The following is a 25,737-nucleotide window of genomic DNA, read 5'->3' as shown; positions in this document are numbered from 1 at the left end:
CCCCTTCTTCATTATAATCATTCTATTTATGAAACTTTTAATTTAGCAGTTACCAGTTTTTCCATCCCACTTCTGGATCAACACTAGCAAGTCTAACCCATCCATTTTGAACTTTTTCTCGAAATATAAAATCATTATTTAACAAACGTTCTATATATTGGCTAGGTGCTTGGATGACAATTAATAAACGAAGCGGAGAATGATATGCCTCATCATCTGATTGCATGACGGATTGCCATGGTACCCCTGATAACAAGTCGCTCGCATTCCCCTGCATAACGCCGAGACCCGCTGTTACGGTTTGTGTTGCCTTGTTTCCACTACCATAATAATGAGGAGCTACAGTTGAAGCATAATATTGTAGATTTATCCATTGAGCCACAGTTCCTGGTCCTGCAATAATGCTGGCTAAAATATCCCCACTTTCATCTTGTTTCCAATCATAATTATGAAGGAAAGCTCTTCCCTCCAAGTCACAATCCTGAGTTAATTCACGTTGTCCGATAATAAAAGATGCATTACGAGCTAATCCCCATTCCGGGCGTATCTCACTCCAATCTTCTGCAAATCTGTGTGCCTCTGCCCTCGGATTTTTCATTTTCGTTTTGAAATTAGGTAATTGAGCTAAACGCTCCCTATTTGCATTGTGACTGACTTTCGGCATAATCGCTTCGATATGATTCAATGCTTCTCGTGCAGATTCCGAAAGTTCAGGAATATAAATCCATTCTAATTCATCCACAGTTGTTTTATGCTCAGCAGCTGCGAAAACCGTATCCTCAGGGATTTTAATTCCTTCCGCAGAAAGTCCTTCTCTTACTTCTGGCAGATTGCATAAAGTAGCGAAAATTCTTGCATTGAATCCTCCTGCCGCTCCACCACAAGCACCACACTCAAGAGCTGCAGCATAAGGATTATTTGTACTTTGACTACTATGCCCACATATTACGACTAAAGGAGCGAAATTCTCTGTTAGCCCCATCATTTTTAATGTTTGACGTACATAGTTCACTTTTTCTTCTTTAGAAAAACCAATAGGTATTTCCGACTCTGTGTCATGAGCATAATCAAGCGAAAATCTTGTATCAGGTTTTCGTAACCAAGTTTTACGAAGGTTACGAATGAAACTACCTAATCTTCTTGGTACAAAGCTCCGTGCTATCATTTGTAGACCAAGAAAAGGTCCACTTAACTCAGGTAAAAGCAAGCTCGTAAGCACATTCTGTTTCATCATTTTAAAGGTATAGCTTAATGAGTGGTCTACCTTCTTACGTTGTTGGTAAGACTTAAGTTCATCTTCACTCGCAAGCTCTTTTATTCGATGTTTTGGTTTTTGCATAACCGGTAAAGAAGGATGGCTATGATGACTACCTAATTCACTCGTTGCAATCGGTAATCCAAAGAAACCTGCAATTCCAATCGTCTCGAACGGACCTGCTTTTTCAAGTTGTCGACGAAAAGGTTCTGAACGTACATCAATGCAGAATGCCATTTGAGCTAATACAAATTTTTTCTTGTTATTTACACATTGTTTAGAAAGAATCTCTTGACTTAATCGTTCTGCATGTGTTTGTTCCCAAGCTTCCCACCAAAGCTTTCTACGAAGTTTCTCATCAAAATGATGAGCAATTGATAATAATTCATTTTGTTCAGTTGCAGACATTTGAGACCATTCCTCAATTGAAAGATCCCCCCAATGGATCCAAGAAGCTAAAAGAGGAACAATCGAAACTTTTTTCTTGAGCCGATGATTTACTAAAGATAAATAAGGATTTACAATAGCCCACTCCATTGAAATTCGAACTGCTAAATATTCTGTTAGGAGTGCATGTTCCCGAATCGATTGTTTTGAGCGCCAAAGTATGATTCCTGCCCATCCAGGTAAGGAAAGCAAATGGCCTTCAAGATACGTCTGTATTTTTGACTTAGGTATTTTTAATTCGGACAAAGCTCTTACTAAAGCTGCATTTGCATCTTGTGGCCAATCTTTTAAAGCTTTACGCTGCTGTTTACTGAGTGCTGGATCATATTTAATAAGGTGGTGCCATGCATGATAGAAACCTTTCTCACGATTTGGCATTGCCCAACTTGACTGAAAGTTATCCAGATATAATTTACACCATTTGATAACATGATAATCAAGGATATTCGCTAACCTTTCGCTATCTTGATTCTCTATAAGCGAACTTATTGGTTGCATTGAGAAATCTTCGGTACTTTCTGTATTTACATTATTTATTTCCGCTGCTAATGTATTTAACTCTTTTGATAATAAGAGGTGAGAAGGTAACTTATCTAACTTTAAAGCTGCCTGGCAATAACGTTCTACTTTCTCTCTTGGTATATGAAAGGATTGTGAGTCAAGCCAACGATGCAATCCCGCATATAAAAAAGATTCATCGATCTCTCCTCTTCTCTTTGCCGAATGAATCATAGAAGCGCTAGGGTATATATCCACATCACGAATTTCTTTTAGCCAATCTGCAACTTGTTCAAAGGATTGCTTTTCAAGCCCCACCCAAGGATGACGCGCTGCAAACGTAGAGATAGGCCACAGTGGTGCTATAACTCGGCTAGCAGATTGAACGAAATCATTTATATCCTTTTCCTGAATATTCATATTTACGTCTTTCTTTTTAAAACTTTCTTTCGTTACTACAGATGATACGCTCATCACTGATTACCTCCCTGTGATACATAGTGTTTCAAGTAGTTAGGGTGACTTTCTACTGACTTTTGATTTGCCTCGCCTACTCGAACTAACCAAAGGTATAATATAGCGAATATAGTAAAGGATCGATTGCGAGCAACCAAAGCAACAATAGCGCTACCAAATAGTAAGAGACAGATAACAAAGGTAATAGCTAGAACTGGAGGTTGAACATTTTGATACACATCTGTATGCAACCACTCATAAAAAAGGGTATGAACGGTAAAGTAAATGAGCGAAAATCCAATCAAAAAAGATAAGCCAGCAATTCGACCAATTTTTCCCTCTCCGAAAACAACAAGCTGTTTCCATGAAAAGTATAATGACCATCCTAAGATTAGCGCACTCACCAATTGATATCCCTCTTTAGGAGTCATAAGCCAGAAACCAATTGCTATAAGTAAGCCTAAAATACGTCCAATCATAATCCATAAATACGATGCCTTTTCATGAGAGTGTTTCACAACCTCAAAATGGCGTACGGAAGAACCAGCTTGTAAAAACAATGTAGCTTTGAACAGACCATGTAAAATTAAATGAATAATGGCAGCTAAATAAGCACCCAATGCGCATTGAATGAGCATAAATCCCATTTGTGCAATCGTTGAACCCACTAGCTGACGTTTGTAGTCAACTTGGACTAGACTAATTCCAGTTCCTATTAATACAGAGATACTAGAGAAAATAAGTAAAATAATTTGTGCTATATCATCATGAAAAAGAGGTGAAAATCTAGTTAGCATGATACCGCCAGCATTTACTAAACCTGCATGCATAATAGCGGAAACAGGAGTTGGAGCAATAGCAGATTCAATGAGCCATCGTTGGAAAGGCCATTGGGCTGCCGGAATCATCACAGCTAATAGGATTAATAGGTTAATCCCCGCTTTCTCCCATTTTCCATATTGAGCTAAACTTTCATCCCCTAAAACGGATGTTAACTGCCACTGGCCAGTTACTTGAGAAAGCCAAATGACAGCTAATAATAGAGCCACCCAACTTATTGTAAATAAACGACCAGAAATTTTCGTTGCTTCACTTACCACTTTCCAACTGCTATTTAATCTTATGAGTAGGAGCAATCCGACAAGAGTTACTCCCCAACAAATGACCATTAAACGAAGATCATTACTTAACCATGCAATGGAAGAGGCGCCTGTAGTGAATGTGAAAAGTATAAAATATTTTCGATATGAGCGATCTCCCATTAAGTAACGTAAAGAAAAACGCTGAATGATAAAACCAATTGTAAGAACAAAGAAAGCCATTAACCAAGCTAAAGAATCTAGATGCCAAGGACCAATAACTCCATCTACATTTGTATGAATAAGTGCAAGTAAGGAAACGAATGATGGTAAAGCAGCGATGCCAATATGAATACGAACAAAATGTAAGGGTATCCTTGAATTTAAAAACAATAATCCACTTAGCAAAGAAGCACTAAGCGTAATGAACAATAATGTTAATAGTGTTGATGAATTTAGCGAAATTAACATTTAACTTACTCCCTTCCCAACGACGAACTTATACAAACTTCTGTTTCATCAAGGTAATTTTTCAGAATTTCAAATCTTCATTTCCTTCTTTTAGCGAATAGATGTTTTTTATCAATAAAAAAACCGACAACTTCCATAATTCAATGATGATATAAAATCATTGAATTATGGACATTGTCGGTTTCACTTCAACTAACTTCAGCGAAGTTTTTTGAAGAGCTCCCATTTTATAAAGGATCATAATTTATTTGTTTATTACTTCTATCTAAAGAAAAAATAATATACCTCTAACCTTCTAGATTATGCGATATACAAATTTATGTTACACCCAGTTTTTATATTCAGAAACTTTTTCATTTAGTCAATATGAATGATTAAAAAAATGCTAAAGCTCTAAATATAAACATCTGTAAGTTTTTAAAACAACTATAAGATAAACCATATTTAAAAATTTGTCAATTCCTTCATAAGATTTCTGAAAATTATTTTCATCAAAATTCACCAGAACACTCCTGAGTTGAAGTATATCTCTTTCAAAAAATCCCTATTTCTAAATCATTGTACGTTTCTTTACTGTTATCAACTATTTTTTCGAGTTTATCCCCGTTACTGCTTGTTATGCTTCTAACTTGTTGTTTACATTAAATTTTTTTCTCAAGATTATGAAATAACTTAAAAATCATTATCCGTTCACCCGTACGGGAACTTATATCAGTATGAAAGCTTTTTACTTTTTCTCCAGTTAAGTCTAGTATAATCTCCTTAAGATCATCTATTCCCGATTCCACTAGTTCCGAACGTGTTTTCTTTATCGTTAACATACCATCTTTCGTTTCACAAACAGCATATTCAGCTGGTGTTAAAATACCTTGTAAATTCACAATAATCATATCCCGTAATATATCTGTCTTAACAGATATAGACCCACGCCCAAGATAATCTTTTTCCCACTGCGTAATTGCTTTACTTATCTCTGATTCGATAGAACCTTTCGACTTTTTCATCATACTATGTATCCTCCTTCAACAAAATAAAATTACAATAATAATATAATAATCTGGATTCCTTCTATTTTCAATTACTACGGCGAAATGATAGAACTTCTAGTTAGATAGTATTCAATAAAAAATTAGAAGCAACTATAACCAAAAAGGATACAGCCTATAAAAAGAAACATAATGCTCCAAACAAAGAAATACGTGTCAGTACAGTAGGCCTGCATGCGAAATCGAAAATGCTAAAAAAGAGGCAAATGAAGGGGTATTTCATATATCGATATCACTTTTTATTATGTTCCCCATACTCTGAGAAAAACTGCTAATTATAGAGTTTTTCTTTCATGTATAGTTCTTCTTCACAACGTGTAACATAAATAAAAAAGGAAGGTGAAAGCATATGGACGAACAAAACAAAAAGAAAACATTCGATGAAGAATTCGCCCCTGAAATTTCACCTGGATATCGCCAAGATGTTCATAAGCCTCCTAAATATAAAAATACATCTTTTTTAGTTGGTATTACCATCTTCGCTGCTATATTGCTTCTACTCATCATTTTCGTTTATTTTTAATGAAAGGCGGACCATTTTATGAAACAGCAAAATGCTCATCCCTCCAAAAGAGTCGTTCCAACAAAAAAGGAATACGCTGGAAATTCTATTCATGAACAGAAACAAATGGAGCGAGGAAATCTTCACATCGCACAAAAAGAAATCGGACAGCAAAATGAAAACCTGTAAAAGAAGATAAAAAGTGATACCAATGTGTAGACGGTATCACTTTTTTAAACATGAATATACGATTCATATTACCATTCCTATGTTGATAATAAAGAAATTTCTGATATTATATAGTGAGAACTCTCACTATAACAGAAACGGGGAATAATGTATGAATTCTTTTCAACGATATATACAACAAGCCTTCCGCATTTACATATAGATTCTTTTCAACAAAATGAAAGCGGCTGGGATCATATAGCGATTATTATAAATAACGCTTTGCTTTTTCGCTTTCCTAGGGAAGCCACGATTGCAAAGAGAATTCCGCTAGAAAAAGAACTTTGTTCCCTCTTAGCTAAGTCTTTACATGATATTGAAATTCCTAATTATCACCTGTTCTATACAAATGAATCAGACACTATTCCAACTTGTAGTTACTATACGCTCATTTACGGAGAGCCCTTAACAGCTCAAATGATTGCTAACTTAACCATACAAGAGCGCGAACAAGTAATTACACAAATTGCTCAATTTCTTGCGACTTTACATACTATTTCACTAGAACATGCTACACAATTAGGATTTAAAATAGAAAAAACAATCACCTACTGGAAACAACTACAAATGAAATTAAATCGTTACCTTTCCCATACATTCATAAAATGCGAAAAAGAGGCCTTTGACAAATTGTTTCATCAATTTTTCACACTTTTCCATCGATACGACTTACAGTATACAATGATTCATGCCGATTTTACTCATCATCATATTTTATTCGATGAGAAGCGTAAAAAGGTTTCTGGAATTATTGATTTTGGCGATACACAAATTAGAGATCCTGCCTTTGATTTTGCTGGTTTATATCATGATTTTGGGAATGTATTTACCGAAGATGTTTATAAAAAATACTGTACCCTTATCCTTCATCATGATTCGTCCTTCATGCAACGCATTATTTCTTTTTATCAGCATAGTCCTTTACTTCATCAGCTCCTTTACAATTTGGAACGAAAAGATGAACACGCAATACATAATGGGTTGAAAAAATTACGAACCATGCTGCAGGGATTGAATTAGATTCTTTCCCTATATTCTTTTTCCTCATACGCCATTAACTTTTTATCTATTTCAACCATCACTTTGTGCATTTGAAATGCTTGTAAAATTTGCAGTCGAATCCAAAACGGCGCATTTTGTTCTTTTAACCATTGAAATACTTTTTTTTCATTTTCCACTAGTATCCCTCCTGTTATCAGGCAAAACTTTTATCAATTACAGTTCCTCCATTTTTTATTACTTATTCCCTTCCACTGCTAACTATATACTTATGTCTTTTTTTGTTGCTCACTTGATTCCTTTCCATTTATAGCGTAAAGGATGAAAAGCGTTTCATGTCAATCCTTACTATATATATTACTTTTTTATGTGAAAAATTTACCTCTAAGAAAAATAGTAAGGGCAGGAATAAAACTCTCCTGCCCTTACTATCTATGATTTTCCTTATTTAATACCAGGAAACAAAAACTGTAGTATATTCGGTGTATCTATAAAACGATAAACTGTGAAAAAGAAAAAACTACTATATAAAATCATAATGAATATTTTTTTCATGATAACTCAGCCACCTTATCCTTCTGCTTTTGGTAAATTCTCAAGATATTGATCTGATAAATATAGTAACTTTCTTGTCTGTTCGAATTGATTTTTTATCTCTGGAGTTAACGGAACTTGTTCTCCTTCTAAGCTCATTGCTTGTCCAGTTTCAAATTTTTCTTTTGGAATATAACTGTACTCCTGAGCAATAAATGTTCCATCTGGAAAAAAGAATCTCTGCGGAATCATATTTTTTCTATAATTCAGCAAATCTTGCCCAAATATAACTTGATCTCCTGTATCGATACCTAATAGATTTGTAATGGTAGGTAAAATATCTACCTCACTCCCTATTGTCTCAATTTGCTTTCCTTCTTCTAACCCAGGATAATGTATAATGAATGGAATGCGATATGGATCAATTTGCCCATTTTTCAGTTGAGATTTTGGCAAATATTTTTTTTCATGATTTGGTAGAGCATTTGTATCAATAATATGATGATCTCCATATAAGACAAATAAAGATTTATCCCATAATCCTTCACGTTTTAATTCCTCTATTAAGAAGCCCACTTCTTTATCTGCATAATGAACAGCCTGAATATAATCACCAAATTGTGTCCCTTCTAATTCTTTTGGTAATACTAGCGGTTTATGATTGCTTGGTATCTTGAACGGATGGTGACTACTTAATGCAATAATATGTGCATAGAATTTTTTATTCTGTTTATCTAATTCTTTTAAAATCGGTACTGTTTTTGTATACAATACTCTATCACTGGCTGCTATACCGATTACCTCTTTATTTCCAAAATATTGTTGGTCATAAAATTGATCAAATCCTAATGCTTTATATACTCGTTTTCGGTTATAAAATTTTGCATGATTTGTATGAAACGTATTCGTCACGTAATGATTCTTCTTTAATAGTTTAGGAAGGCTTGGAACTTCACGATTTGCAAATCGATTTGAATTTAGCTCATGAATTCCTGGAAACGTTGATGTATTAACAGTCCACTCAGCGTCTATCGTATTTCCTCTTCCTGTTTGTTGAAAAAAGGTTGGAAATGACAGAGATTGATCACGTAACTGATCTAGATTCGGAGTGATTGATTTCCCATTTAGTTTTAAACCGATTACATTTTCTTGCACTGATTCGAGTTGAACCATAATTAAGTTTTTCCCCTTAGCAACGCCCTCATATTCAAGATGTTGCAAAGGTTGTATTTCTTTCACATCTCTTATAACAGAATTTGTTATTTTACCATTCGCTATATCATACAAATTATTTTGTGGGAAGATCTTACTCATTGGAAATGATACATTATACGAAAAAAAGCCCATTTTCTCTGATTTTTTTTTCTCATCTACTATATCTTCTTTATTTATGACATAGGTGAATGTAAATATTACAACTACAAAACTTAGAGCAATCACGCCCATCGCTTTTTTTGAAACTTTCATATCCTTTCGATTTTTGTTCATTTTCCCTGCCCTGTAAATCAAAAAAGGTATGATAATCATATCTCCTATGTAATATAAATCTTGCCATTTCCAAAGAGAAGAGATGCTTCCCTTTAATTCTACAGTTTGATTTGCTAATGCTAAGGAATGATACGTCGGCATCACACCATAAAACCTCTTATACAATACACAAATAATCAATAACACCCCGACTATTAAACTGAGTACGCTATATAAAGTTGGTCTTATTTTTTTCGTTATGAAAAATCTAATTAGAAAAAATACAAAGATAATATATAAACAGTCCATTATAAAACTATTAATATTAAATTGTTCATACAACTCAGTATATCCAATGAACATTTTACAAACTATTATAAAAAACATTAAGAAACTCAATTTTATTCCTCCACTTTTTCACTCTCTACACTGATTCTTCCATTTTTATCATATTTTCTCTATCCATTACTCGATTATGCGGAGTATGAACCCATACCTTTTCTTTTCTTTTTATAAATCCTAAAAAAATAATAGGTACCCATGAAAAACCAAAAATATAAACAATAGGTGTCCATATTATATTCGTTACCTTTTTCTCTTGTAATAAAGCTATAATAGGTAGTATATAAAAAGATACCGCTATCAAAAGCCAAATCCATGGATGTAATACATATAGCATGATGTAAGATGGAAGCAAATCATAGTATGTAACAAAAAATAAAATGATAGAATTTACTGAGAGCATTGTTCTTGTTGGCTGAACAAGATAAATGAACATATCTATTGCATTCATATTAAATGTTTGAGTAAAATTCTTCAAAAGTGGACCAGAATATCTAACCATGCAGTCCATGTGCCCTTGCATCCATCTAATCCTTTGACGAAACGACACCTTAAAATCCGTTGGTTTTTCATCATAAATTTTCGCATCATGTGCCCAGCCTACCGCTCTTCCTTTCGCCAATATATACTTCGCTGTAAACTCAAGATCTTCTGTTAAACTTTCCGTTCCCCAACCAATCTCTTTTAAAATATTCATTGTAAAGCACATACCTGTTCCTCCAAGTTGTGCTGATAGCCCTAATTTCCCCCTACTCAATTGATATAAACGATTAGTAGACCAATAAGCAATTGCATACGATTTTGAAATCCAGTTATCTTTTGGATTTTTCGAATCTAAATAGGCTTGAACAACTTCGTATTTTTCTTTTACCAACTTAGCATTTAATACTTGTAAAAAGTTTCTTGATACTACGTTATCTGCATCTAATATAACAACTGCATCATATACTTCTTGCTGCTCTTTTTCCAGTCGAAATAAATTTTGAAACATCCATTCTAGCCCATATCCCTTTCCTCGTTTCTGATTATCGTGCCTTTCCCAGGCCTTCACTTGATTCTCTCTCACAATTTGAGCTGTATTATCTGTGCAATTGTCACAAATTACATGGATATCATACTTTTCTTTCGGATAATCAATCTTCTTCAAATTTTTCACAATTTGTTCAATTACTTTTTCTTCATTATGTGCACATACCAATATAGCGAATCTAGTATGTGCAATATCATGATCCAACACATATGAATTCTTTTTCTTAACAAAACCTAATAAACTAACCACTACTTGATATAATGACAGCACACCTTGAAACTGTGTCAAGAAAATCAAAAAAGCTATCATCACATATAAAAGTACTCTGCCTATATAGCTCACAAACGATATATCATTAAAACTCATAAGTACTGTACAAATCGTACACAATACGAATAGAATCCAAAGCCTCTTCGCTTTATTGATATTCATTTTTTATTCCTTCTCCCATCTCTAACTTTTATAAACTGAGAAAAACACCCTTTTTTTGTAAAACCTATATAAATTAATATTTTCATTAACAAATCATTCACATAACTTCCAAAAAAAATCGTAAGTTGCGAATTACATATTGAAAATTCTCTTGTCCTATAAACCGTTATTTATCCTCTACTGTACCTTGTTCAATTTTAAATTTTGCTTCTTTATAATTTTGTATCTCTTTTCTAGATTTTTCATCCTTAAATTGAACAATAGAAACAGTATGTTCCCCTGTCTTCAATAATTCTCCTTCTAAGTTAACAAAAGTAGAAAACGCTTTCGTTACTTCTTCTTTTGTAATAAATTGCTTATCCACATATATATAAGCGGTTTCATTTTCATTTAACCCTTTTAACTCCAATTGAATTTGAGCTAAATTGAACTTGGGATCTACTTTTAAAATTGGGATTTGATTTTCTTCTTTTTTCCCACTATTCGTAATTAATTGCATACTAGCTTCCCCAGTTTCTTTTACTCCTTTAGGAAAAGTTATTTCCTTCCTTTCTCTATCTTCTTGTTTATTGATTTCCTGCTTAACCATATTCTCCTTACTACTTGAACATCCTGTGCTAAGTAATAAACAAGCTATTCCGATTCCAACTAGATATTTGTTCATTTCTTCTCTCTCCTTAACAAAATATCTTTATTACGTAACACTTATATGTGTGCGTCATCATTTCATTGTTAAAACTTTTAACGAATCCCCCTTATCCATTCTCTATTAATTTTATATTTAACACTATCATGATAGTGTTAAATATAAAAAAATTGAACAAATTAGTTAATTATTGTAAAATCATAAATATAGAATTTATGTGATTAAATCTCCCTCATGCACATCCATTAGGTTATATCGTTTCCTAAAAAAATTCAACCCTTTTTTTACATATTTGGAAATAGATTAATGATTTATATTGATAAACATTTTATTTATAAAACCTTATTTTTATTAAAAAACTCATTTTAAATCCCTTTATATCAACATTTATTCATTATGACGTACTCTAAAAAAAGAAATGAAAGAATCTAAATTTTTTAAAAATAAGTTTGATTTTTTTTCCAAAATGTTATAAGGTAATTTGCGTGTTAATTTTGACACCAAACATACTAGAGGAGGATTTCTTATGAGAGAACCATACAAAAAAAGAAATGGTAGAAGAGTCATTACATCGCTATTATGTTTATCTGTATTAACAACACCTATCGTTTCAGAAGCTGCAACGGAACAAACTAACAATTCTAAGATTACTAGTAAGGAACAAATAGGTCATATGATCTTACAGGTGACCCCAAGTAATCCAACCCCTATGCCTGGTGAAACGATTACATATCGCTATAAGCTTACAAATGCCACAAATAAAGTCATTAAAGATGTGTGGATTGCAGATTGGAATGTGAATATGTTACAAGGCCGTTTCGATTTAGATAATGATAACGCTTTCGGACCAGGGGAAACCATTACAATGACGAAAAAATTCACTGTGCCAAATGATGTGACAGAGGGCCAAACGCTTCGCAGTTTAGCTACCGTGTATGGTGTGATTGACGGTGAAAAAATAACAACTCAAGCAAAAACATTGATTACAGTTGATGTAGTACAACCAGAAATTTCACTAACGGTTTCAACAAATAAAGAGGTTGTAACACCCGGCGAGACTATCATATACACTTATCATATAAAAAACACAGGCAATCGTAATTTGACTAACGTTTGGGGAGCAGACTGGCATCTTGGCATGTACCAAGAATATGCGGATATTGGTCCTGATAAAATTTTAATACCTGGAGAAGAAGTTACAGTTCAAAAAGAATTTACTGTACCAGAAGATGCGGAAGATCAGAAGCTTATTTATAGTGTTGCCTCCTATTATGGCTACTATGGAGATACCGTGGTGAAGCAAGATGCACGAATTGGTATTACAGTAAGCTACGAACTCATCAATAAAGCAACAAAAGGAGTAAATCGTTTATTCACTGATGAAGGTCATTCCACATTACATGCAAATATTACTCAGCGTGACATTGATGCTTCAGCGAAACTTGTATTAAGTTTACCTGAAGCAAAGCATAAACAACAATTACAGCAAGAATTGGAAAAAGCGCAAAATCTATTGAATCATCTCAATAACGCAACAAGTATCGTCCATGGACTTTTTGGCGATGAATCTCATTCTATTCTTCACAACGAAACATCAAAGACAGAGATTGATGCAGCAAAAGAAAAAGTATCACAACTTCCTGATAACAGCAATAAAACAGAACTGTTAAACGAGATTAAAAAAGCGCAACAATTGCTCAAGGAACGGGAGGCAACACAATTAAAAAATGCGCAACAAGCGGTTAATGCTCTATTCAGCGATGATAAACACACTATATTAAATGACTCTCTTACTGAAAAAGAAATCAAAGAAGCTAAGCAAAAAGTGGAACTTGTATCAAATTTACCTGAAAAAGAAGTATTACAAAAAGAAATCGAACGAGCTGAACATCTATTAAATGTATTAAACGAGACTCGTAAAAACGTAGATTCTCTCTTTACTGATCGTTTCCATACAGCATTAAAAGAGACCATTACTCAAGTTGATATTGATAATGTCAAAATAAAAGTTGACCAACTTTCTGACAACAATGATAGGCAAACTTTAATAAAAGAAATTGAAAAAGCACAAAATTTATTCAATGCTACTCAAACTCTAAAATTACAAAATGCTCAAAAAGCAATTAACGATTTGTTCACGGCCAATGATCACAATACGTTAAAAGCTAATATTACACAAGCTGACATTGATGCCTCCAAAGCGAAAGTTGATCAACTTCCTGATACGGAAGATAAAACAAATCTATTAGATGAGATTAAAAAGGCACAACGACTCTTTTCTGAATTGCAAAAAGCACAAGAACTACTAGAGTCGCTATTTACAAATGGTATCGGAACTCCTGTCAAACAAGGCATTACACAAACAGATATTGATAAAGTACGTACAGATTTAAAGAAACTTCCTGATAGCCCTGGACGTACAAAATTATTAAGTAGAGTTCCTAGCAACTTCTCTAACATTACGTGGTATGCAAAACCATTTGGTGATAAAAACGTCACTGACTCACAAAACATTACAGTTACCAAATTATACAAAAATACTCAACATGCTCCGTTTATAGACTTCAATTTTGATTATTCTTTAAAAGGAGCACAAGTTACTGTCTCAAACCGTGATGTTCTAGACCCTATCATCTATCCTGATTATGCCGAAGCGGGTAATCTAAATATGAAAATCATGAATCGAGGTACAACAAAGGTAACAATTAGCTCCGCTGATGGACTATATTTTAAAGAAATTACGGTCAAAGTGATATAAGTAATGATAATCTTTCATACTATATATCGTCTCTAAGGTATATAGTATGAAAGATTTATAACGAATAAAAAATCTAGTCAATATAACAACTGACTAGATTTTTTATTCGTCATCATATCAGTTTCTTTTTTTAAAACTATATTTCAAACTTACTCTTACCTAATATATAATGATGAATTTTTATTATATCATATTCTTTATACCTATCAAGATATAAAATAAAGAAATAGCATCCAAATGAATATTATTTTAATGAATTGTTGTCTCTACTGACTGGTTTCCTCGAACACATTCTCTTTGAAATACACAGTTTGCACATTTTGAATGGAATGAAGCCTTCATATAGTTCCTCGAGTCTATTATCATTTCCTTCATTATCTTTAAATACTCTATTCCTTCTATTATATCTTTATCTTTTGGAACATATTCATACCTAGTTCCTTCTATTAAATTAACAAATTCAATTGTCTCTGGCAATATACCAAAAGCCTTATAACAAAATACAGTTGTTAATTTCTGACAAAGAGCAAACATTTCTTCATTTCCATCCACAACATACTTTTTTATGACAAAAGATTGAGAAGACCATTCACCAATTTCAAAGGTTAAAGAAATATGGATACCTAGTTCTTCCATGTACATTTGAATTTTTTCATATAAAAATAAAGGTGGTGTTTTACTTTCATCTTTTTTCACAAACTGTAACAAATGATCTGTTAATTTTGCCAACACAATATAATATTCTATTTTAGAAGAAAACATAGAAGTTTTTACTTTATGCCAATGTTTCTCCAATAGCTCTAGCAACAAGATTTCTGTTTGTTTCTCCTTCGACGTCAAGTAATATTCATGAACAATTTGATTTACAATCATTTGAACGATTTGTTGCCATTCAAGTGAAGAAGATTCTCTCCTTTTTATATGACGAAGATAATATTTATGTGGACAACGCATAAATTCATATAAATGATAGTCTGTCATCATCTTAATTGAGATTTTCCTTTGCAACTGCTCTTCATCTCCCTCCCGCCATTAAGAAAGGTATTTTATAAAATCGATACCAAATTGAAGACACTTTTCTATATCCTCATCTTCTGGCGTTAACTCTACTTTTAGTCCCTCTAACACAACTTCAGCACCGCGTTCTTGTAATTTTTCTATTAAAATATCCACAGCTGCACCATATTTCGGATAAGCGGAGTCACAAGAACCAAATACAGCCGCTTTTTTTCCTGTTAAATGAATTTTATCCATTTCATCGTAGAAATCTAAAAAATCATCTGGCAGCTCACCATCGCCCCAAGTATATGCACCTAAAAGAATACCATCGTATTCTTCTAATATAGAAGCTTCTGGTGTAGTCATAATATCGATCACATCAATTTCATTTCCTGTTTCACGAATTGCTCCAGCAATGTGATCAGCCATTTCTTCTGTATTGCCACTCATACTTGCAAAAACCATTACCAACTTACTCAATTCAATCTCTCCTTCGTTTATGTACTACTTTTTCTATGTGATTCGTTTCCATTCCACATTTTTATTTACACCATCAGGTTAATTGATAACGATTATCAAAGTCAATGACTATTTTCAAAAAAATAATGAAAAGGTACAAGCTTGTCCTCTAAAAGTTCATATACTATGAATGAGCATAGTTCTTTCTCAGCCCTCTCTAACGGAAAGAAATAAAAGCAACTGCGATTCTCGCAGTTGCCTTTTTTTATCCCGGCTATTTTAAAGCGGTAATAATTCGGTTGGTGAAGAACTTCCCCACTGATTAAAGGTTCACTTTATATCAACACTCGATTTCTAATAGTTTCATTGTCGCTTCTAAAAATAGCATCGCACCATACATAAGTGCCGACTCATCTACATCAAATTTCGGATGATGATGTGGATAACACGTCTTTTTTGTTTCATTCCCAGTCCCTAGTTTAAAGAAACAGCCTGGAGCTTTTCTTAAATAAGCAGAAAAATCTTCTCCTCCCATGGAAGGACCCAGTTGTATAATGCTGTCACTTCCCAATAGCACTCGAGCACTTTCTTCGACAACTTTTGTAACCTCTACATCGTTAATCACTGGATCATATCCATAGCGATATGTATATTCATATGTAGCGCCATGTGCTTCTGTAACACCTTTTACAATTTGGTTAATTTTTTCTTCTGCTTCTTTTCTAACATCTTGCTGAAAAGACCGTACCGTTCCCATTAAAAATGCTGTATTAGGAATAATATTATCCGCTGTTCCGCCATGAAATTGTGTAACAGAGACAACTCTTTGTTCAAAAACACCTGTATTTCTCGAAACAATATGTTGTAAATTCGTAATGATTTGCGCTCCTACTGCTATCGGATCAATTGTTTCTTCAGGTCTAGCCGCATGCCCCCCCCTTCCCTTCACTTCAATTGTAAATACATCTGGCGCTGCCATCATAGGCCCGTATACGATTCCAATTTTACCGGTTTCTAACCCAGACATGACATGCAGACCTATAATACAATCTACTCCCTCCATAACCCCAGCCTTTACCATTTCTTGAGCACCACCAGGATAAACCTCTTCTGCATGTTGAAAGAATAACCGAATCTCGCCAGCCCATTCTTCCTCCATTTTTGCAATCGCCTCTGCTGCTCCTAATAAAATAGCTGTATGTGCATCATGACCACATGCATGCATAACATCTGAAACGAATGATGTATACGGCTTTTCGTTCTCTTCTTGAATTGGTAACGCATCTATATCTGCTCGAATGGCGACAACTTTTCCGCGTTTCTTACCCTTTTTCTTTGCCATCACACTATATTTTGTTGGTCTTGTTACTTCAAAAGCGGAAAAGGAGCACAATATATCATAGATAAACTGAGAAGTTTGTTTTTCATGGAATGAAAGTTCAGGAAACTGATGAAGATGGCGACGCCACTTTATTATATTTTTCTCTGAGATAAGCTTTTGCCATTTTATCATTTTATCATTCATCCCTAATACCCTCCTTCTAATCGTTCGTCCTCTATTTCAATATATTTATTTTTAAAGGCAGTCTTTTAGGATTTCTACGTTTTACATGACAAATTCATTACAAATTTATGATGATTGTAATATAATTAGCAAGTTGGGGATTTTCTTTTTTAGTATTTAGTGCTACTATCAGAAAAGAGCCTTTCATCTTATTTTTACCTAAAATGTGGAATTTTGTTTTTTTCACAATTATGTAGGACATGCTACCTACATAGAGTTATCATTTTATAAGAGAGGGAAAGACATGGAAAGATTAAAAGAGATATGGTCTCGACCACTCACACAATGGGTTACAAAAACCTTTTATTACCTTGCAATTTTATTTGCATTACTTTGGTTGTATGGCTTTCATGATACAAACACAAGTACATTTATTTACAATGAATTTTAGGGTGGGAAGAACGTTATGAAGTTATTAGAACAAATCGAAAAGTGGGCGACAGAAACGCCTGATCAAACCGCTTTCGTTTGGCGAGATGCAAAGATTACGTACAAACAGTTAAAAGACGATTCTGATGCATTAGCACATTGGATTTCATCTGAATATCCAGATGATTCTTCACCAATTATGGTGTATGGCCATATGCAACCTGACATGATCATCAGCTTCTTAGGTTGTGTAAAAGCCGGACATGCTTATATTCCTGTTGATTTATCGATTCCAGCTGACCGTGTACTACGTATTGCGGAAAGTTCTGGTGCGAAACTTCTTTTATCAGCAGCAGAATTAACTGTAACTGACTTACCAGTTCGCACTGTATCTCAAAACAACTTAAAAGACATTTTCTTTACACATAAAGGGAAAATTCCAAATCCTGAACATGCAGTAAAAGACGATGAGAACTTCTATATTATTTACACATCAGGAAGCACAGGTAATCCAAAAGGTGTACAAATTACGCATAATTGTCTTGTTAGTTTTACAAAATGGGCGATTCAAGATTTCAACTTACAAACAGGACAAGTATTCTTAAATCAAGCACCTTTCTCATTTGACTTATCTGTGATGGATATTTACCCATCGTTAGTAACAGGTGGTACACTATGGGCAATCGATAAAGATATGATTGCGCGTCCAAAAGATTTATTTGCATCATTAAAACAATCGAACATTCAAGTATGGACTTCTACACCATCTTTTGCAGAAATGTGTTTAATGGAAACATCTTTCTCTGAAAGTATGCTACCAAATATGAAAACATTCTTATTCTGCGGGGAAGTATTACCAAATGAGGTTGCGAAAAAATTAATGGAACGTTTTCCAAAAGCAACAATTATGAATACGTATGGCCCTACAGAAGCTACTGTTGCTGTAACAAGTATTCCTGTTACGCAAGAAGTTATTGATACGTATCAATCCCTTCCAGTTGGCTATTGTAAATCAGACTGCCGTCTTCTTATTATGAAAGAAGATGGAACGATTGCATCAGATGGAGAAAAAGGTGAAATCGTAATTGTCGGCCCAAGCGTAAGCGTTGGTTATTTAGGAAGCCCTGAATTAACAGAAAAATCATTTACTATGATTGACGGCGAGCGCGCCTATAAAACAGGCGATGCTGGCTATATGGAAAACGGTCTTCTATTCTATAATGGTCGTCTTGATTTCCAAATTAAGCTTCATGGGTATCGAATGGAATTAGAAGAAATTGAGCATCATCTTCGTGCATGTTCTTACGTAGAAGGAGCAGTTATTGTTCCTATTAAAAAAGGTGAGAAATACGATTATTTATTAGCGGTTGTTGTTCCTGGGGAGCATTCGTTTGAAAAGGAATTCAAATTAACATCTGCAATTAAAAAAGAACTCAATGAGCGATTACCAAACTATATGATTCCACGTAAATTCATGTATCAATCTTCTATTCCAATGACACCAAATGGAAAGGTAGATCGCAAAAAATTATTGAGTGAGGTTACAGCATGACCGCATATGGATCATTTTATTTTTTCGTGATTGTAGGCATTTTATTAATACCTACGATTATTGCCGGATTAAAAGGTAAAATGTTGCGAAAATATAACGCTGTTTTAACACTTGTTATGCTTGCGATAATCTTCTCAGACAAACCAAAGCAAGCCATTATGTTAGCAGTATTTATTATTTGGCAATATGTCCTTATTCGAGGCTATTTACATTTGAGAAAACAAAATAATAACACGTTCATGTTTTGCATGGCTGTTATTTTGTCGATTTTGCCGCTTATTTTAGCCAAAATCGCACCGTTTGTACCTGAACTAAAGTTTGTTGTTTTCTTAGGTATGTCTTACGTAACATTCAGAGCAGTACAGATGGTCTTTGAAGTACGTGATGGCTTAATTAAAGAGCTTTCATTCTTTCATTTCTGGGAGTTCGTTTTATTCTTCCCTGCTATCTCTACGGGACCTATCGATCGGTATCGAAGATTCCAAAAAGATATTCAAAAACCACCTAGTAGTGAGGAATATCAACAACTACTCTATACAGGAATGAATCGTATTTTCCAAGGTTTTCTGTATAAATTTATTATTGCTTATTTAATAAATCAACATCTTATGGAAGCAGCATTTGCTAAACAAGATACTTTTCTTTCAAATGTAATTTACATGTATAGCTATAGCTTCTATTTATTCTTCGATTTTGCTGGCTATAGTGCATTCGTAATCGGTGTAAGTTATATGATGGGAATTAAAACGCCAGAAAACTTTAATAAGCCGTTCATTAGTCGTAACATTAAAGACTTTTGGAATCGCTGGCACATGAGTTTATCGTTCTGGTTCCGTGACTTTATCTATATGCGCTTTGTCTTTTTTGCAACGAAGAAAAAGTTATTGAAAAATCGGTATACGATTTCATATATTGGCGCATTTTTAAACTTTTTCATTATGGGGATATGGCACATTACTGGTGAGCATGTATATCAATACATTATTTACGGCCTTTATCATGCTGCTTTATTTATCCTGTTCGATATTTTCGAACGGAAAAACAAGAAGCATAAATTTTGGCCAAATAATAAATGGATGCATATCCTTGCGGTTGTAATTACATTCCATTTTGTATGTTTCGGTTTCCTAATCTTCTCTGGTCACCTAAACAGATACTTTTAATGCATCACTTCTTATTTCATTAAGAAGTTCGCATATATAATACATTTCGGATATAAAGGAGATTTTTTAAATGGCAGAATTTAAAGAGCAAGTATTAGATATTTTAGAAGAAGTATGTGAAAATGATATTGTGAAAGAGAATCTAGATGTTCAATTATTTGAAGAAGGTATTCTTGATTCTTTCGCTGTCGTATCTTTATTAGTAGAATTCCAAGAGCGCTTAGGTATTGAAGTTTCTATTTCTGATTTCGACCGTGATGAGTGGGCAACACCAAATATGGTTATTAAGAAATTGGAAGAAATCCGATGAGCAAAGCAAAATTTGGACCGATGCTTCTAGCATTGGCCCTTTTTGCTGTATTCCTACTTATTCCAACACGCTTTCTACTTCCACTTGTCAGTGATAAGAAAGTAGAACGAGCTGCTACTTCTTTACAAGAAGAAAAAATTCAAAGTATGATTTTACAGCAAAAAATGTTAGAAGACCCGAAATACCTTCCGATGTATGGTTCATCGGAGTTTGCTCGAATGGATGCTTTTCATCCATCCAATTACTTTAAAGTAAAACCAGAAGGATTCACACCATTCCTTCTTGGCCGAGGTGGAACACAAAACCTTGTACATGTATTAAACTTTGCATCTACAATGGATCAATTAAAAGATAAAAAAATGGTCTTTGTTCTTTCACCTCAATGGTTTGTCCCACACGGTATTGACGAAACGCATTTTGCACCTAACTTTTCTAAGCAACAAGGCTATCATTTCATTTTCAACAATGATTTAAAACCGGAAATGAAAAAACAAATTGCAAAGCGTTTGCTGAACTTTGAAATTGTAAAGAAAGAAACATTGTTGAAAACTTCTTTAGAAGGTATTGTTTATGATGATACAGAGCATAAAATAAAAGCAATGGCTGTGAAACCTTTTGCTTATCTGTATCGCAATATTTTAGATCGTAAAGATTTATTTACGGCAATGTTTCATATTAAAACACCGAAAGAAAAGCTTGATCCAGCATTGAAACAAATGAACTGGGAAGAAGCGCGTAAATATGCGGATGAAGCTGGTAAAATGGAATCGCAATCGAATGAATACGGTATCGAAGATCATTATTTCAATAAAAAAATTAAAAAGAAATTAAAACAACGTCAAGGATACTTAAAACATGATGCGTATGATCAATCTCCAGAGTATGAAGATTTACAAACTGTACTTGACTTATTAAAGCAAACAGGTGCAAAACCACTCTTCATTTCTGTTCCTGTCAAAGGAACTTGGTACGATTACGCGGGATTCCCGAAAGAACGCCGCGAATTGTACTACAAAAAAGTTCATAAACAAATTGAGAAAGCTGGGTATCCAATTGCCGACTTCTCAAATCATGAGTATGATAAATACTTCTTAAAAGATCATATGCACTTAGGTTGGAAAGGCTGGGTTTACATCGACGAAGCTATCCAACAATTTTATAAAACAAACTAACGAAAAGACCGCTTGAATTACTCAAGTGGTCTTTTTCTATATACATTTTCTAATTGTTCAATGGCATTCTCTGTTTCTTTCATCACTCGCTCCACGACGCGCTGAGCTGATTCTACTCGTGCTAATGATGATGCTTGTCCTGCCCAAAGCGACATGTATTCTCCTTTATTTTGTTTCGCTGCTTCTTGGCGTATTTTAGAAGTTAATACGTTTTGCACTGGATACATCGGAAGCCTATCTTCTTTTCCTTCATGCTTTTCTATAAAAGTATTCCGTATACCTCTTGCATATCTTCCAGAAAATGCTCTCGTAACAGTTGTACTCGTATCTGCACTTTGCAGTATGGCCTCTTTATATACATCATGTGCAATACTTTCTTCACTCGTTAAAAAGGCTGATCCCATTTGAACACCTTCTGCACCTAATGCCAATGCAGCAACAAACCCTTTCCCGTTCATTACACCACCAGCTGCAATAATCGGGATATGCGAGACTGCTGCTACTAACTGAGGTATTAACGCAAACGTACCAATCATAGCATCTTGTTCTTTACCGATAAATGTTCCTCTATGTCCTCCTGCCTCGCTACCTTGCCCAGTGATCATATCTACCCCAAGTTCAGCAAGTGCTTTTGCTTCCGCTACATGAGTAGCTGTTCCAATCACTTTTATTCCTCTTCTTTTCAAAACATTTATTTCTTCTTGTTCTAACGTTTGAAATGCAAAGCTAACAACCGGCACCTTTTCTTCTAATAGTACTTGTAATTGTTCTTTATAGCTTTGTGGAAGCTTGAATTCATCTTCCTCTATACCTAACTCTCTACTCATTCCACTAAGTAAGACTTTCGCCTCATTTACCTTCTCTTTTTCTATTTGTATCTCTTTCGTTACAAGTAAATTAACACCGAAAGGCTTATCAGTTAACTGCCTTATTTTATAAATCGCTTCACGAATTTTTTCTGGGCTCATATAGCCGGCTCCAAGCGTGCCTAATCCTCCGCTATTACTTACAGCTGCAACAAGTTCTGGTGTCGTAATCGCACCTGCCATACCTGCTTGAATGATAGGGTACTTAATTTGTAATATGTCTGTAACTCGACTTGTAAACATTATGCCTCCTCCTATTCCCCTTCCCTTATACCTTCTTTATTTGACAAGTTTTCCCCTTCTTTTACAAGGATTGAATTTCATACGAAGCGAATATATTGAAAGAGAAGGAGGCTGAAAACAATGATATATCCAAATGCGTTAAAACAAGGTGATACAGTAATGATTATTGCACCGTCTGGCCCACCAACACTTGAAAATGTATTAAAAGGTGTGGACATCTTACAAGAGATGGGCTTATCCGTAATAATTGGAAAGAGTGTTTATGAGAAGTATGGATATTTAGCTGGAAATGATCAAGTTCGTCTTGATGATATACATGAAGCCTTTACAAATAATGAAGTAAAGGCGATTTTCTGTGCACGAGGTGGTTACGGAAGTGCGCGTCTCCTCCCTCGCATTCAATATGAAATCATTCAACAAAATCGAAAAATCTTTTGGGGATATAGTGATATTACAGCTTTACATACCGCTTTTTCACGCTATGCAAACCTCGTGACGTTCCATGGACCGATGATTGAAGAATTAGGAAAAGGGGTAGATTCTCTATCGCGTTCTTCTTTCAACCAACTCTTCTCTCCTTATTCATCTATCTTAACGGCATCAGAATGTATTGTGCCAGCCCCTTCCTGCTTCACTACTGGAACACTCATTGGAGGGAACTTAACTGTATTGACAAGCACACTTGGGTCACCATTTGAAGTCGATACAACCAATAAAATTGTATTACTTGAAGATATTGGCGAAGAACCATATCGCATTGATCGCATGTTGAATCAACTCCATTTATCAGGAAAATTTAATAAATGTCGAGGTATTATTTTTACAAGCTGTCATAACTGCATTTCTTCAAAACCATCTCAATCGTTACAAACGATATTGTACGAATACTTTGCACCGCATCATATCCCAGTTCTATTCGGCTTACCAATTGGACATATTAGCCCTAATATTGGGATTCCCCTTGGGATTACAGTCACAATGAATACAGACAGAAATACAATTTCTATCCCTTCTGGTATCGTGCCATTTACAAACTAAAAAAGAAAAGCCAAAATGGCTTTTCTTTTTTAGTTGTAATACTGAAAGATACGACCAGACACAATATCTGCGATTTCTTCAGGAATAAATGTTTTACTTATTTCCGTGCCTACATTTAATACCGCCGTTGCGTCCTTATCCATACTTTCAAACAATTCTTTACCACGTATCGTAATAAGGGGCGTATCTTCTGGCAATACTTCTTTTACAAATTCCAATTGCGTAAAGAACGGAACAATCCATCTACCCTCTCCTTGAAAATGGCGCAAACGCAACGTTCCTTCTTTTGCTGAATCTTCTGCTTCAATTGTACCAGCAACATAAAAATGAGTCATAAGCAACAGTTCATAAAATTCTTTTTGTTTTTGCTTATCATCCTCTGCTAAAACGAGTACGGTTTCTATTTTTTTTACTGGAATTTGCTCCATATACTGCCACCCCTATTTCTCAAAATAATTACACTTTAATTATACGAAATATTCTTATTTTTTTCTATATAATTATGCAATTATTTTATCGGAATAGTTTTAGCGATGAATCAGGCTGTAATTGAAATACAAATCCAAGTTGCTGCGACGCAGTAATAAAACAAATATACGCGCAAAGCTCTACAATTTCTTTTTCCGTCCAATATTGTTTTAATATATGAAACAGATTATCATCTATCGCCTTTCGATCATGAACAAATGTATGTGCAAAAGTAACTGCTACACTAATTTCTTCCACCTGTTGCATATCATCAGGTCTTCCCTTTGCCATGCAGTACGGACATTCATTCCCATACGCTAATGTTCTTCTTACTTGCTCCTTCAACTCTGGCGAAAGATTTCCTGTATGATACAGCGTGTTTTCTAACGCACTCCATGAATGTAATATATCCGGATTATGACCTAATAACTTTTGAAACTTTGTATCTCCTACATTTGATAATGAAATTCTCTCCATCACTCTCTCCTCCTCTTCACACTTTTATTGTAAAATAGATAAGACGTTCTTTACATTTCATATGAATCTTAATTTATATGATTTCTTTACAAAAAATACAAATTTTCTGGAGGTATATTTACAAATGCAACTAGACCGTGTGGATCGTAAAATTTTAAATGAATTATATAATGATAGTCGCCTTTCAATGCGAGAGCTGTCAAAACGTGTGAATTTATCCGCACCTTCGACAACAGAACGCGTTCGTAAATTAGAAAGTGAGGGGGTAATCCGAAAATATACAATCGATATTGACTATAAAAAAGCTGGCCTCGTTTTAGATTGTATTTTAGAAATTACTTTAAAAAATGGTGATACAACACGTATGCAACAATTTATTCAGTCTTATCCATCAGCAAGCTTTTGTTATCGCGTAACAGGTAGCCTCTGTTATATCGTGAAAATTTCTGTTCCTTCCTTAGTTGAACTTGAGGAATTTATTAATGATGTCTCTTCCTATGCAACAACTGTTTCTCATATTGTCTTATCAGAAGTTGCACTAACGCCTGATATTGAACATGTTTTTCCAGAAAAATAAAAATTAATTTTTATTCAAAACAACCTTAAAAACCTCTTACAAAAAGAATAAAAATGTTTTATTATGTATTAAAATACAAAATCTTCGAGAAAGGGGTATCGTTTTGAAAATTTTGTTTTATGAAAAAACAGCGCAGGAAGATGACTTACTTGGCATTTGGGATAATGTTCCTACCATTCCCCGCATTGGGGAAAAAGTAGAGATTTTAAAAACGATTCGTACCGTTACAGATATTAAATATATAAAAAAAGGAAATAACTTTCATGTAGAAATTGTTATTCATTAAAAAA

Annotated in this window: 24 protein-coding genes and 1 pseudogene; 12 read left to right on the top strand and 13 right to left on the bottom strand. The window is 34.2% G+C overall.

The genetic code is table 11. From position 1 onward, the window contains the following. Positions 1-49: 49 nt before the first annotated feature. The 3 genes from BCER98_RS05985 to BCER98_RS05975 form a co-directional block, all read right to left on the bottom strand. Complete coding sequence (locus BCER98_RS05985) at positions 50-2,674, bottom strand: DUF2309 domain-containing protein (RefSeq protein ID WP_011984186.1); 2,625 nt, start codon at positions 2,672-2,674, stop codon at positions 50-52. Next, on the bottom strand, positions 2,674-4,206 hold the full coding sequence (locus BCER98_RS05980; protein ID WP_011984185.1) for an NADH dehydrogenase subunit 5: 1,533 nt from the start codon (positions 4,204-4,206) through the stop codon (positions 2,674-2,676). The genes BCER98_RS05985 and BCER98_RS05980 overlap by 1 nt, the downstream gene beginning before the upstream one ends. A gap of 641 nt (positions 4,207-4,847) precedes the next feature. Further along, entirely contained in the window at positions 4,848-5,210 is a 363-nt protein-coding gene (locus tag BCER98_RS05975; RefSeq protein WP_041810286.1) for a DUF2294 domain-containing protein, read from the bottom strand. A 391-nt stretch (positions 5,211-5,601) separates the two neighbouring features. On the opposite strand from BCER98_RS05975, the gene BCER98_RS05970 reads away from it, so the two are divergent. The 3 genes and pseudogenes from BCER98_RS05970 (at position 5,602) to BCER98_RS05960 (ending at position 7,002) form a co-directional block, all read left to right on the top strand. Continuing rightward, positions 5,602-5,775, top strand: coding sequence for a hypothetical protein (locus BCER98_RS05970; protein ID WP_011984183.1), 174 nt, complete (start codon positions 5,602-5,604; stop codon positions 5,773-5,775). A gap of 18 nt (positions 5,776-5,793) precedes the next feature. Then, positions 5,794-5,943, top strand: a complete 150-nt coding sequence (locus BCER98_RS22415) for a hypothetical protein (RefSeq protein ID WP_011984182.1) — start codon at positions 5,794-5,796, stop codon at positions 5,941-5,943. Positions 5,944-6,094: 151 nt separating this feature from the next. Next, positions 6,095-7,002 (top strand): annotated as a pseudogene (locus BCER98_RS05960) (aminoglycoside phosphotransferase family protein). On the opposite strand, the gene BCER98_RS22410 reads toward BCER98_RS05960, so the two are convergent. From BCER98_RS22410 to BCER98_RS05940, 4 genes are all read right to left on the bottom strand, one after another. Further along, a complete protein-coding gene (locus BCER98_RS22410) occupies positions 6,999-7,160 on the bottom strand; it encodes a hypothetical protein (protein ID WP_011984180.1) in 162 nt (53 codons plus the stop codon). The pseudogene BCER98_RS05960 and the gene BCER98_RS22410 overlap by 4 nt on opposite strands. Positions 7,161-7,551: 391 nt before the next feature. Continuing rightward, complete coding sequence (locus BCER98_RS05950; protein ID WP_235436383.1) at positions 7,552-9,144, bottom strand: LTA synthase family protein; 1,593 nt, start codon at positions 9,142-9,144, stop codon at positions 7,552-7,554. A gap of 262 nt (positions 9,145-9,406) precedes the next feature. Next, complete coding sequence (locus BCER98_RS05945) at positions 9,407-10,786, bottom strand: glycosyltransferase family 2 protein (protein ID WP_048722473.1); 1,380 nt, start codon at positions 10,784-10,786, stop codon at positions 9,407-9,409. A gap of 166 nt (positions 10,787-10,952) precedes the next feature. Next, positions 10,953-11,450 carry a hypothetical protein gene (locus BCER98_RS05940; RefSeq protein WP_011984177.1) on the bottom strand — a complete coding sequence of 166 codons (498 nt, stop codon included), beginning with the start codon at positions 11,448-11,450 and terminating at the stop codon, positions 10,953-10,955. Between the two features lie 508 nt (positions 11,451-11,958). Between BCER98_RS05940 and BCER98_RS05935 the strand changes: the two genes are divergently transcribed. Beyond that, on the top strand, positions 11,959-14,190 hold the full coding sequence (locus tag BCER98_RS05935) for a toxin Cry1Ac domain D-VI-related protein (RefSeq protein WP_011984176.1): 2,232 nt from the start codon (positions 11,959-11,961) through the stop codon (positions 14,188-14,190). Between the two features lie 249 nt (positions 14,191-14,439). Here the strand turns inward: BCER98_RS05935 and BCER98_RS05930 are convergent, their stop codons facing one another. The 3 genes from BCER98_RS05930 to BCER98_RS05920 all read right to left on the bottom strand — a co-directional run bounded on the left by BCER98_RS05930 (position 14,440) and on the right by BCER98_RS05920 (position 17,173). Further along, positions 14,440-15,198 (bottom strand): hypothetical protein, encoded by a 759-nt coding sequence (locus BCER98_RS05930; RefSeq protein ID WP_011984175.1) that lies wholly within the window; start codon positions 15,196-15,198, stop codon positions 14,440-14,442. Between the two features lie 24 nt (positions 15,199-15,222). Further along, on the bottom strand, positions 15,223-15,669 hold the full coding sequence (locus BCER98_RS05925; RefSeq protein WP_011984174.1) for a flavodoxin: 447 nt from the start codon (positions 15,667-15,669) through the stop codon (positions 15,223-15,225). A gap of 319 nt (positions 15,670-15,988) precedes the next feature. Further along, positions 15,989-17,173, bottom strand: a complete 1,185-nt coding sequence (locus BCER98_RS05920; protein ID WP_011984173.1) for a M20 metallopeptidase family protein — start codon at positions 17,171-17,173, stop codon at positions 15,989-15,991. A gap of 283 nt (positions 17,174-17,456) precedes the next feature. On the opposite strand from BCER98_RS05920, the gene BCER98_RS05915 reads away from it, so the two are divergent. The 5 genes from BCER98_RS05915 (at position 17,457) to dltD (ending at position 21,778) form a co-directional block, all read left to right on the top strand. Further along, the gene (locus BCER98_RS05915) at positions 17,457-17,603 is read left to right on the top strand and encodes a teichoic acid D-Ala incorporation-associated protein DltX (RefSeq protein ID WP_041809557.1); all 147 of its coding nucleotides are present in this window, start codon (positions 17,457-17,459) and stop codon (positions 17,601-17,603) included. 15 nt (positions 17,604-17,618) lie between these two features. Then, positions 17,619-19,133: a D-alanine--poly(phosphoribitol) ligase subunit DltA gene (gene dltA, locus BCER98_RS05910; protein ID WP_011984171.1), complete on the top strand. Its 1,515-nt coding sequence runs from the start codon at positions 17,619-17,621 to the stop codon at positions 19,131-19,133. Continuing rightward, on the top strand, positions 19,130-20,296 hold the full coding sequence (gene dltB / locus BCER98_RS05905; RefSeq protein ID WP_011984170.1) for a D-alanyl-lipoteichoic acid biosynthesis protein DltB: 1,167 nt from the start codon (positions 19,130-19,132) through the stop codon (positions 20,294-20,296). Before dltA ends, dltB begins: the two co-directional genes overlap by 4 nt. Before the next feature lie 70 nt (positions 20,297-20,366). Continuing rightward, positions 20,367-20,606, top strand: coding sequence for a D-alanine--poly(phosphoribitol) ligase subunit DltC (dltC, locus tag BCER98_RS05900; RefSeq protein WP_011984169.1), 240 nt, complete (start codon positions 20,367-20,369; stop codon positions 20,604-20,606). Then, entirely contained in the window at positions 20,603-21,778 is a 1,176-nt protein-coding gene (gene dltD / locus BCER98_RS05895) for a D-alanyl-lipoteichoic acid biosynthesis protein DltD (RefSeq protein WP_011984168.1), read from the top strand. The genes dltC and dltD overlap by 4 nt, the downstream gene beginning before the upstream one ends. Positions 21,779-21,795: 17 nt before the next feature. Here the strand turns inward: dltD and BCER98_RS05890 are convergent, their stop codons facing one another. Then, a complete protein-coding gene (locus BCER98_RS05890) occupies positions 21,796-22,887 on the bottom strand; it encodes an NAD(P)H-dependent flavin oxidoreductase (protein WP_011984167.1) in 1,092 nt (363 codons plus the stop codon). A 120-nt stretch (positions 22,888-23,007) separates the two neighbouring features. Between BCER98_RS05890 and BCER98_RS05885 the strand changes: the two genes are divergently transcribed. Then, the gene (locus tag BCER98_RS05885) at positions 23,008-23,925 is read left to right on the top strand and encodes a S66 peptidase family protein (protein WP_011984166.1); all 918 of its coding nucleotides are present in this window, start codon (positions 23,008-23,010) and stop codon (positions 23,923-23,925) included. A 29-nt stretch (positions 23,926-23,954) separates the two neighbouring features. Here the strand turns inward: BCER98_RS05885 and BCER98_RS05880 are convergent, their stop codons facing one another. Further along, on the bottom strand, positions 23,955-24,353 hold the full coding sequence (locus tag BCER98_RS05880) for an SseB family protein (protein WP_011984165.1): 399 nt from the start codon (positions 24,351-24,353) through the stop codon (positions 23,955-23,957). Between the two features lie 85 nt (positions 24,354-24,438). Continuing rightward, positions 24,439-24,870: a carboxymuconolactone decarboxylase family protein gene (locus tag BCER98_RS05875; protein WP_011984164.1), complete on the bottom strand. Its 432-nt coding sequence runs from the start codon at positions 24,868-24,870 to the stop codon at positions 24,439-24,441. Positions 24,871-24,994: 124 nt separating this feature from the next. Between BCER98_RS05875 and BCER98_RS05870 the strand changes: the two genes are divergently transcribed. Beyond that, positions 24,995-25,447 carry an Lrp/AsnC family transcriptional regulator gene (locus BCER98_RS05870; protein ID WP_011984163.1) on the top strand — a complete coding sequence of 151 codons (453 nt, stop codon included), beginning with the start codon at positions 24,995-24,997 and terminating at the stop codon, positions 25,445-25,447. A gap of 103 nt (positions 25,448-25,550) precedes the next feature. After that, complete coding sequence (locus BCER98_RS05865) at positions 25,551-25,733, top strand: DUF3913 family protein (protein WP_011984162.1); 183 nt, start codon at positions 25,551-25,553, stop codon at positions 25,731-25,733. Positions 25,734-25,737 lie beyond the last annotated feature (4 nt).

The sequence above is a fragment of the Bacillus cytotoxicus NVH 391-98 genome, assembly GCF_000017425.1.
GTDB lineage: Bacteria > Bacillota > Bacilli > Bacillales > Bacillaceae_G > Bacillus_A > Bacillus_A cytotoxicus.
This window is presented reverse-complemented; position numbering and strand designations above follow the sequence as displayed.

Bases quoted from the DNA above. Each gene is read 5' to 3' on its own strand.
- BCER98_RS05880 (WP_011984165.1), bottom strand. From the start codon at position 24,353: ATGGAGCAAATTCCAGTAAAAAAAATAGAAACCGTACTCGTTTTAGCA.
- BCER98_RS05885 (WP_011984166.1), top strand. From the start codon at position 23,008: ATGATATATCCAAATGCGTTAAAACAAGGTGATACAGTAATGATTATT.
- BCER98_RS05940 (WP_011984177.1), bottom strand. From the start codon at position 11,450: ATGAACAAATATCTAGTTGGAATCGGAATAGCTTGTTTATTACTTAGC.
- dltB (WP_011984170.1), top strand. From the start codon at position 19,130: ATGACCGCATATGGATCATTTTATTTTTTCGTGATTGTAGGCATTTTA.
- BCER98_RS05970 (WP_011984183.1), top strand. From the start codon at position 5,602: ATGGACGAACAAAACAAAAAGAAAACATTCGATGAAGAATTCGCCCCT.
- BCER98_RS05915 (WP_041809557.1), top strand. From the start codon at position 17,457: ATGGAAAGATTAAAAGAGATATGGTCTCGACCACTCACACAATGGGTT.
- BCER98_RS05985 (WP_011984186.1), bottom strand. From the start codon at position 2,674: ATGAGCGTATCATCTGTAGTAACGAAAGAAAGTTTTAAAAAGAAAGAC.
- dltD (WP_011984168.1), top strand. From the start codon at position 20,603: ATGAGCAAAGCAAAATTTGGACCGATGCTTCTAGCATTGGCCCTTTTT.
- BCER98_RS05975 (WP_041810286.1), bottom strand. From the start codon at position 5,210: ATGAAAAAGTCGAAAGGTTCTATCGAATCAGAGATAAGTAAAGCAATT.
- BCER98_RS05920 (WP_011984173.1), bottom strand. From the start codon at position 17,173: ATGAATGATAAAATGATAAAATGGCAAAAGCTTATCTCAGAGAAAAAT.
- BCER98_RS05950 (WP_235436383.1), bottom strand. From the start codon at position 9,144: ATGCCGACGTATCATTCCTTAGCATTAGCAAATCAAACTGTAGAATTA.
- BCER98_RS05875 (WP_011984164.1), bottom strand. From the start codon at position 24,870: ATGGAGAGAATTTCATTATCAAATGTAGGAGATACAAAGTTTCAAAAG.
- BCER98_RS05935 (WP_011984176.1), top strand. From the start codon at position 11,959: ATGAGAGAACCATACAAAAAAAGAAATGGTAGAAGAGTCATTACATCG.
- BCER98_RS05890 (WP_011984167.1), bottom strand. From the start codon at position 22,887: ATGTTTACAAGTCGAGTTACAGACATATTACAAATTAAGTACCCTATC.
- BCER98_RS22415 (WP_011984182.1), top strand. From the start codon at position 5,794: ATGAAACAGCAAAATGCTCATCCCTCCAAAAGAGTCGTTCCAACAAAA.
- BCER98_RS05945 (WP_048722473.1), bottom strand. From the start codon at position 10,786: ATGAATATCAATAAAGCGAAGAGGCTTTGGATTCTATTCGTATTGTGT.
- BCER98_RS05870 (WP_011984163.1), top strand. From the start codon at position 24,995: ATGCAACTAGACCGTGTGGATCGTAAAATTTTAAATGAATTATATAAT.
- dltA (WP_011984171.1), top strand. From the start codon at position 17,619: ATGAAGTTATTAGAACAAATCGAAAAGTGGGCGACAGAAACGCCTGAT.
- BCER98_RS05980 (WP_011984185.1), bottom strand. From the start codon at position 4,206: ATGTTAATTTCGCTAAATTCATCAACACTATTAACATTATTGTTCATT.
- dltC (WP_011984169.1), top strand. From the start codon at position 20,367: ATGGCAGAATTTAAAGAGCAAGTATTAGATATTTTAGAAGAAGTATGT.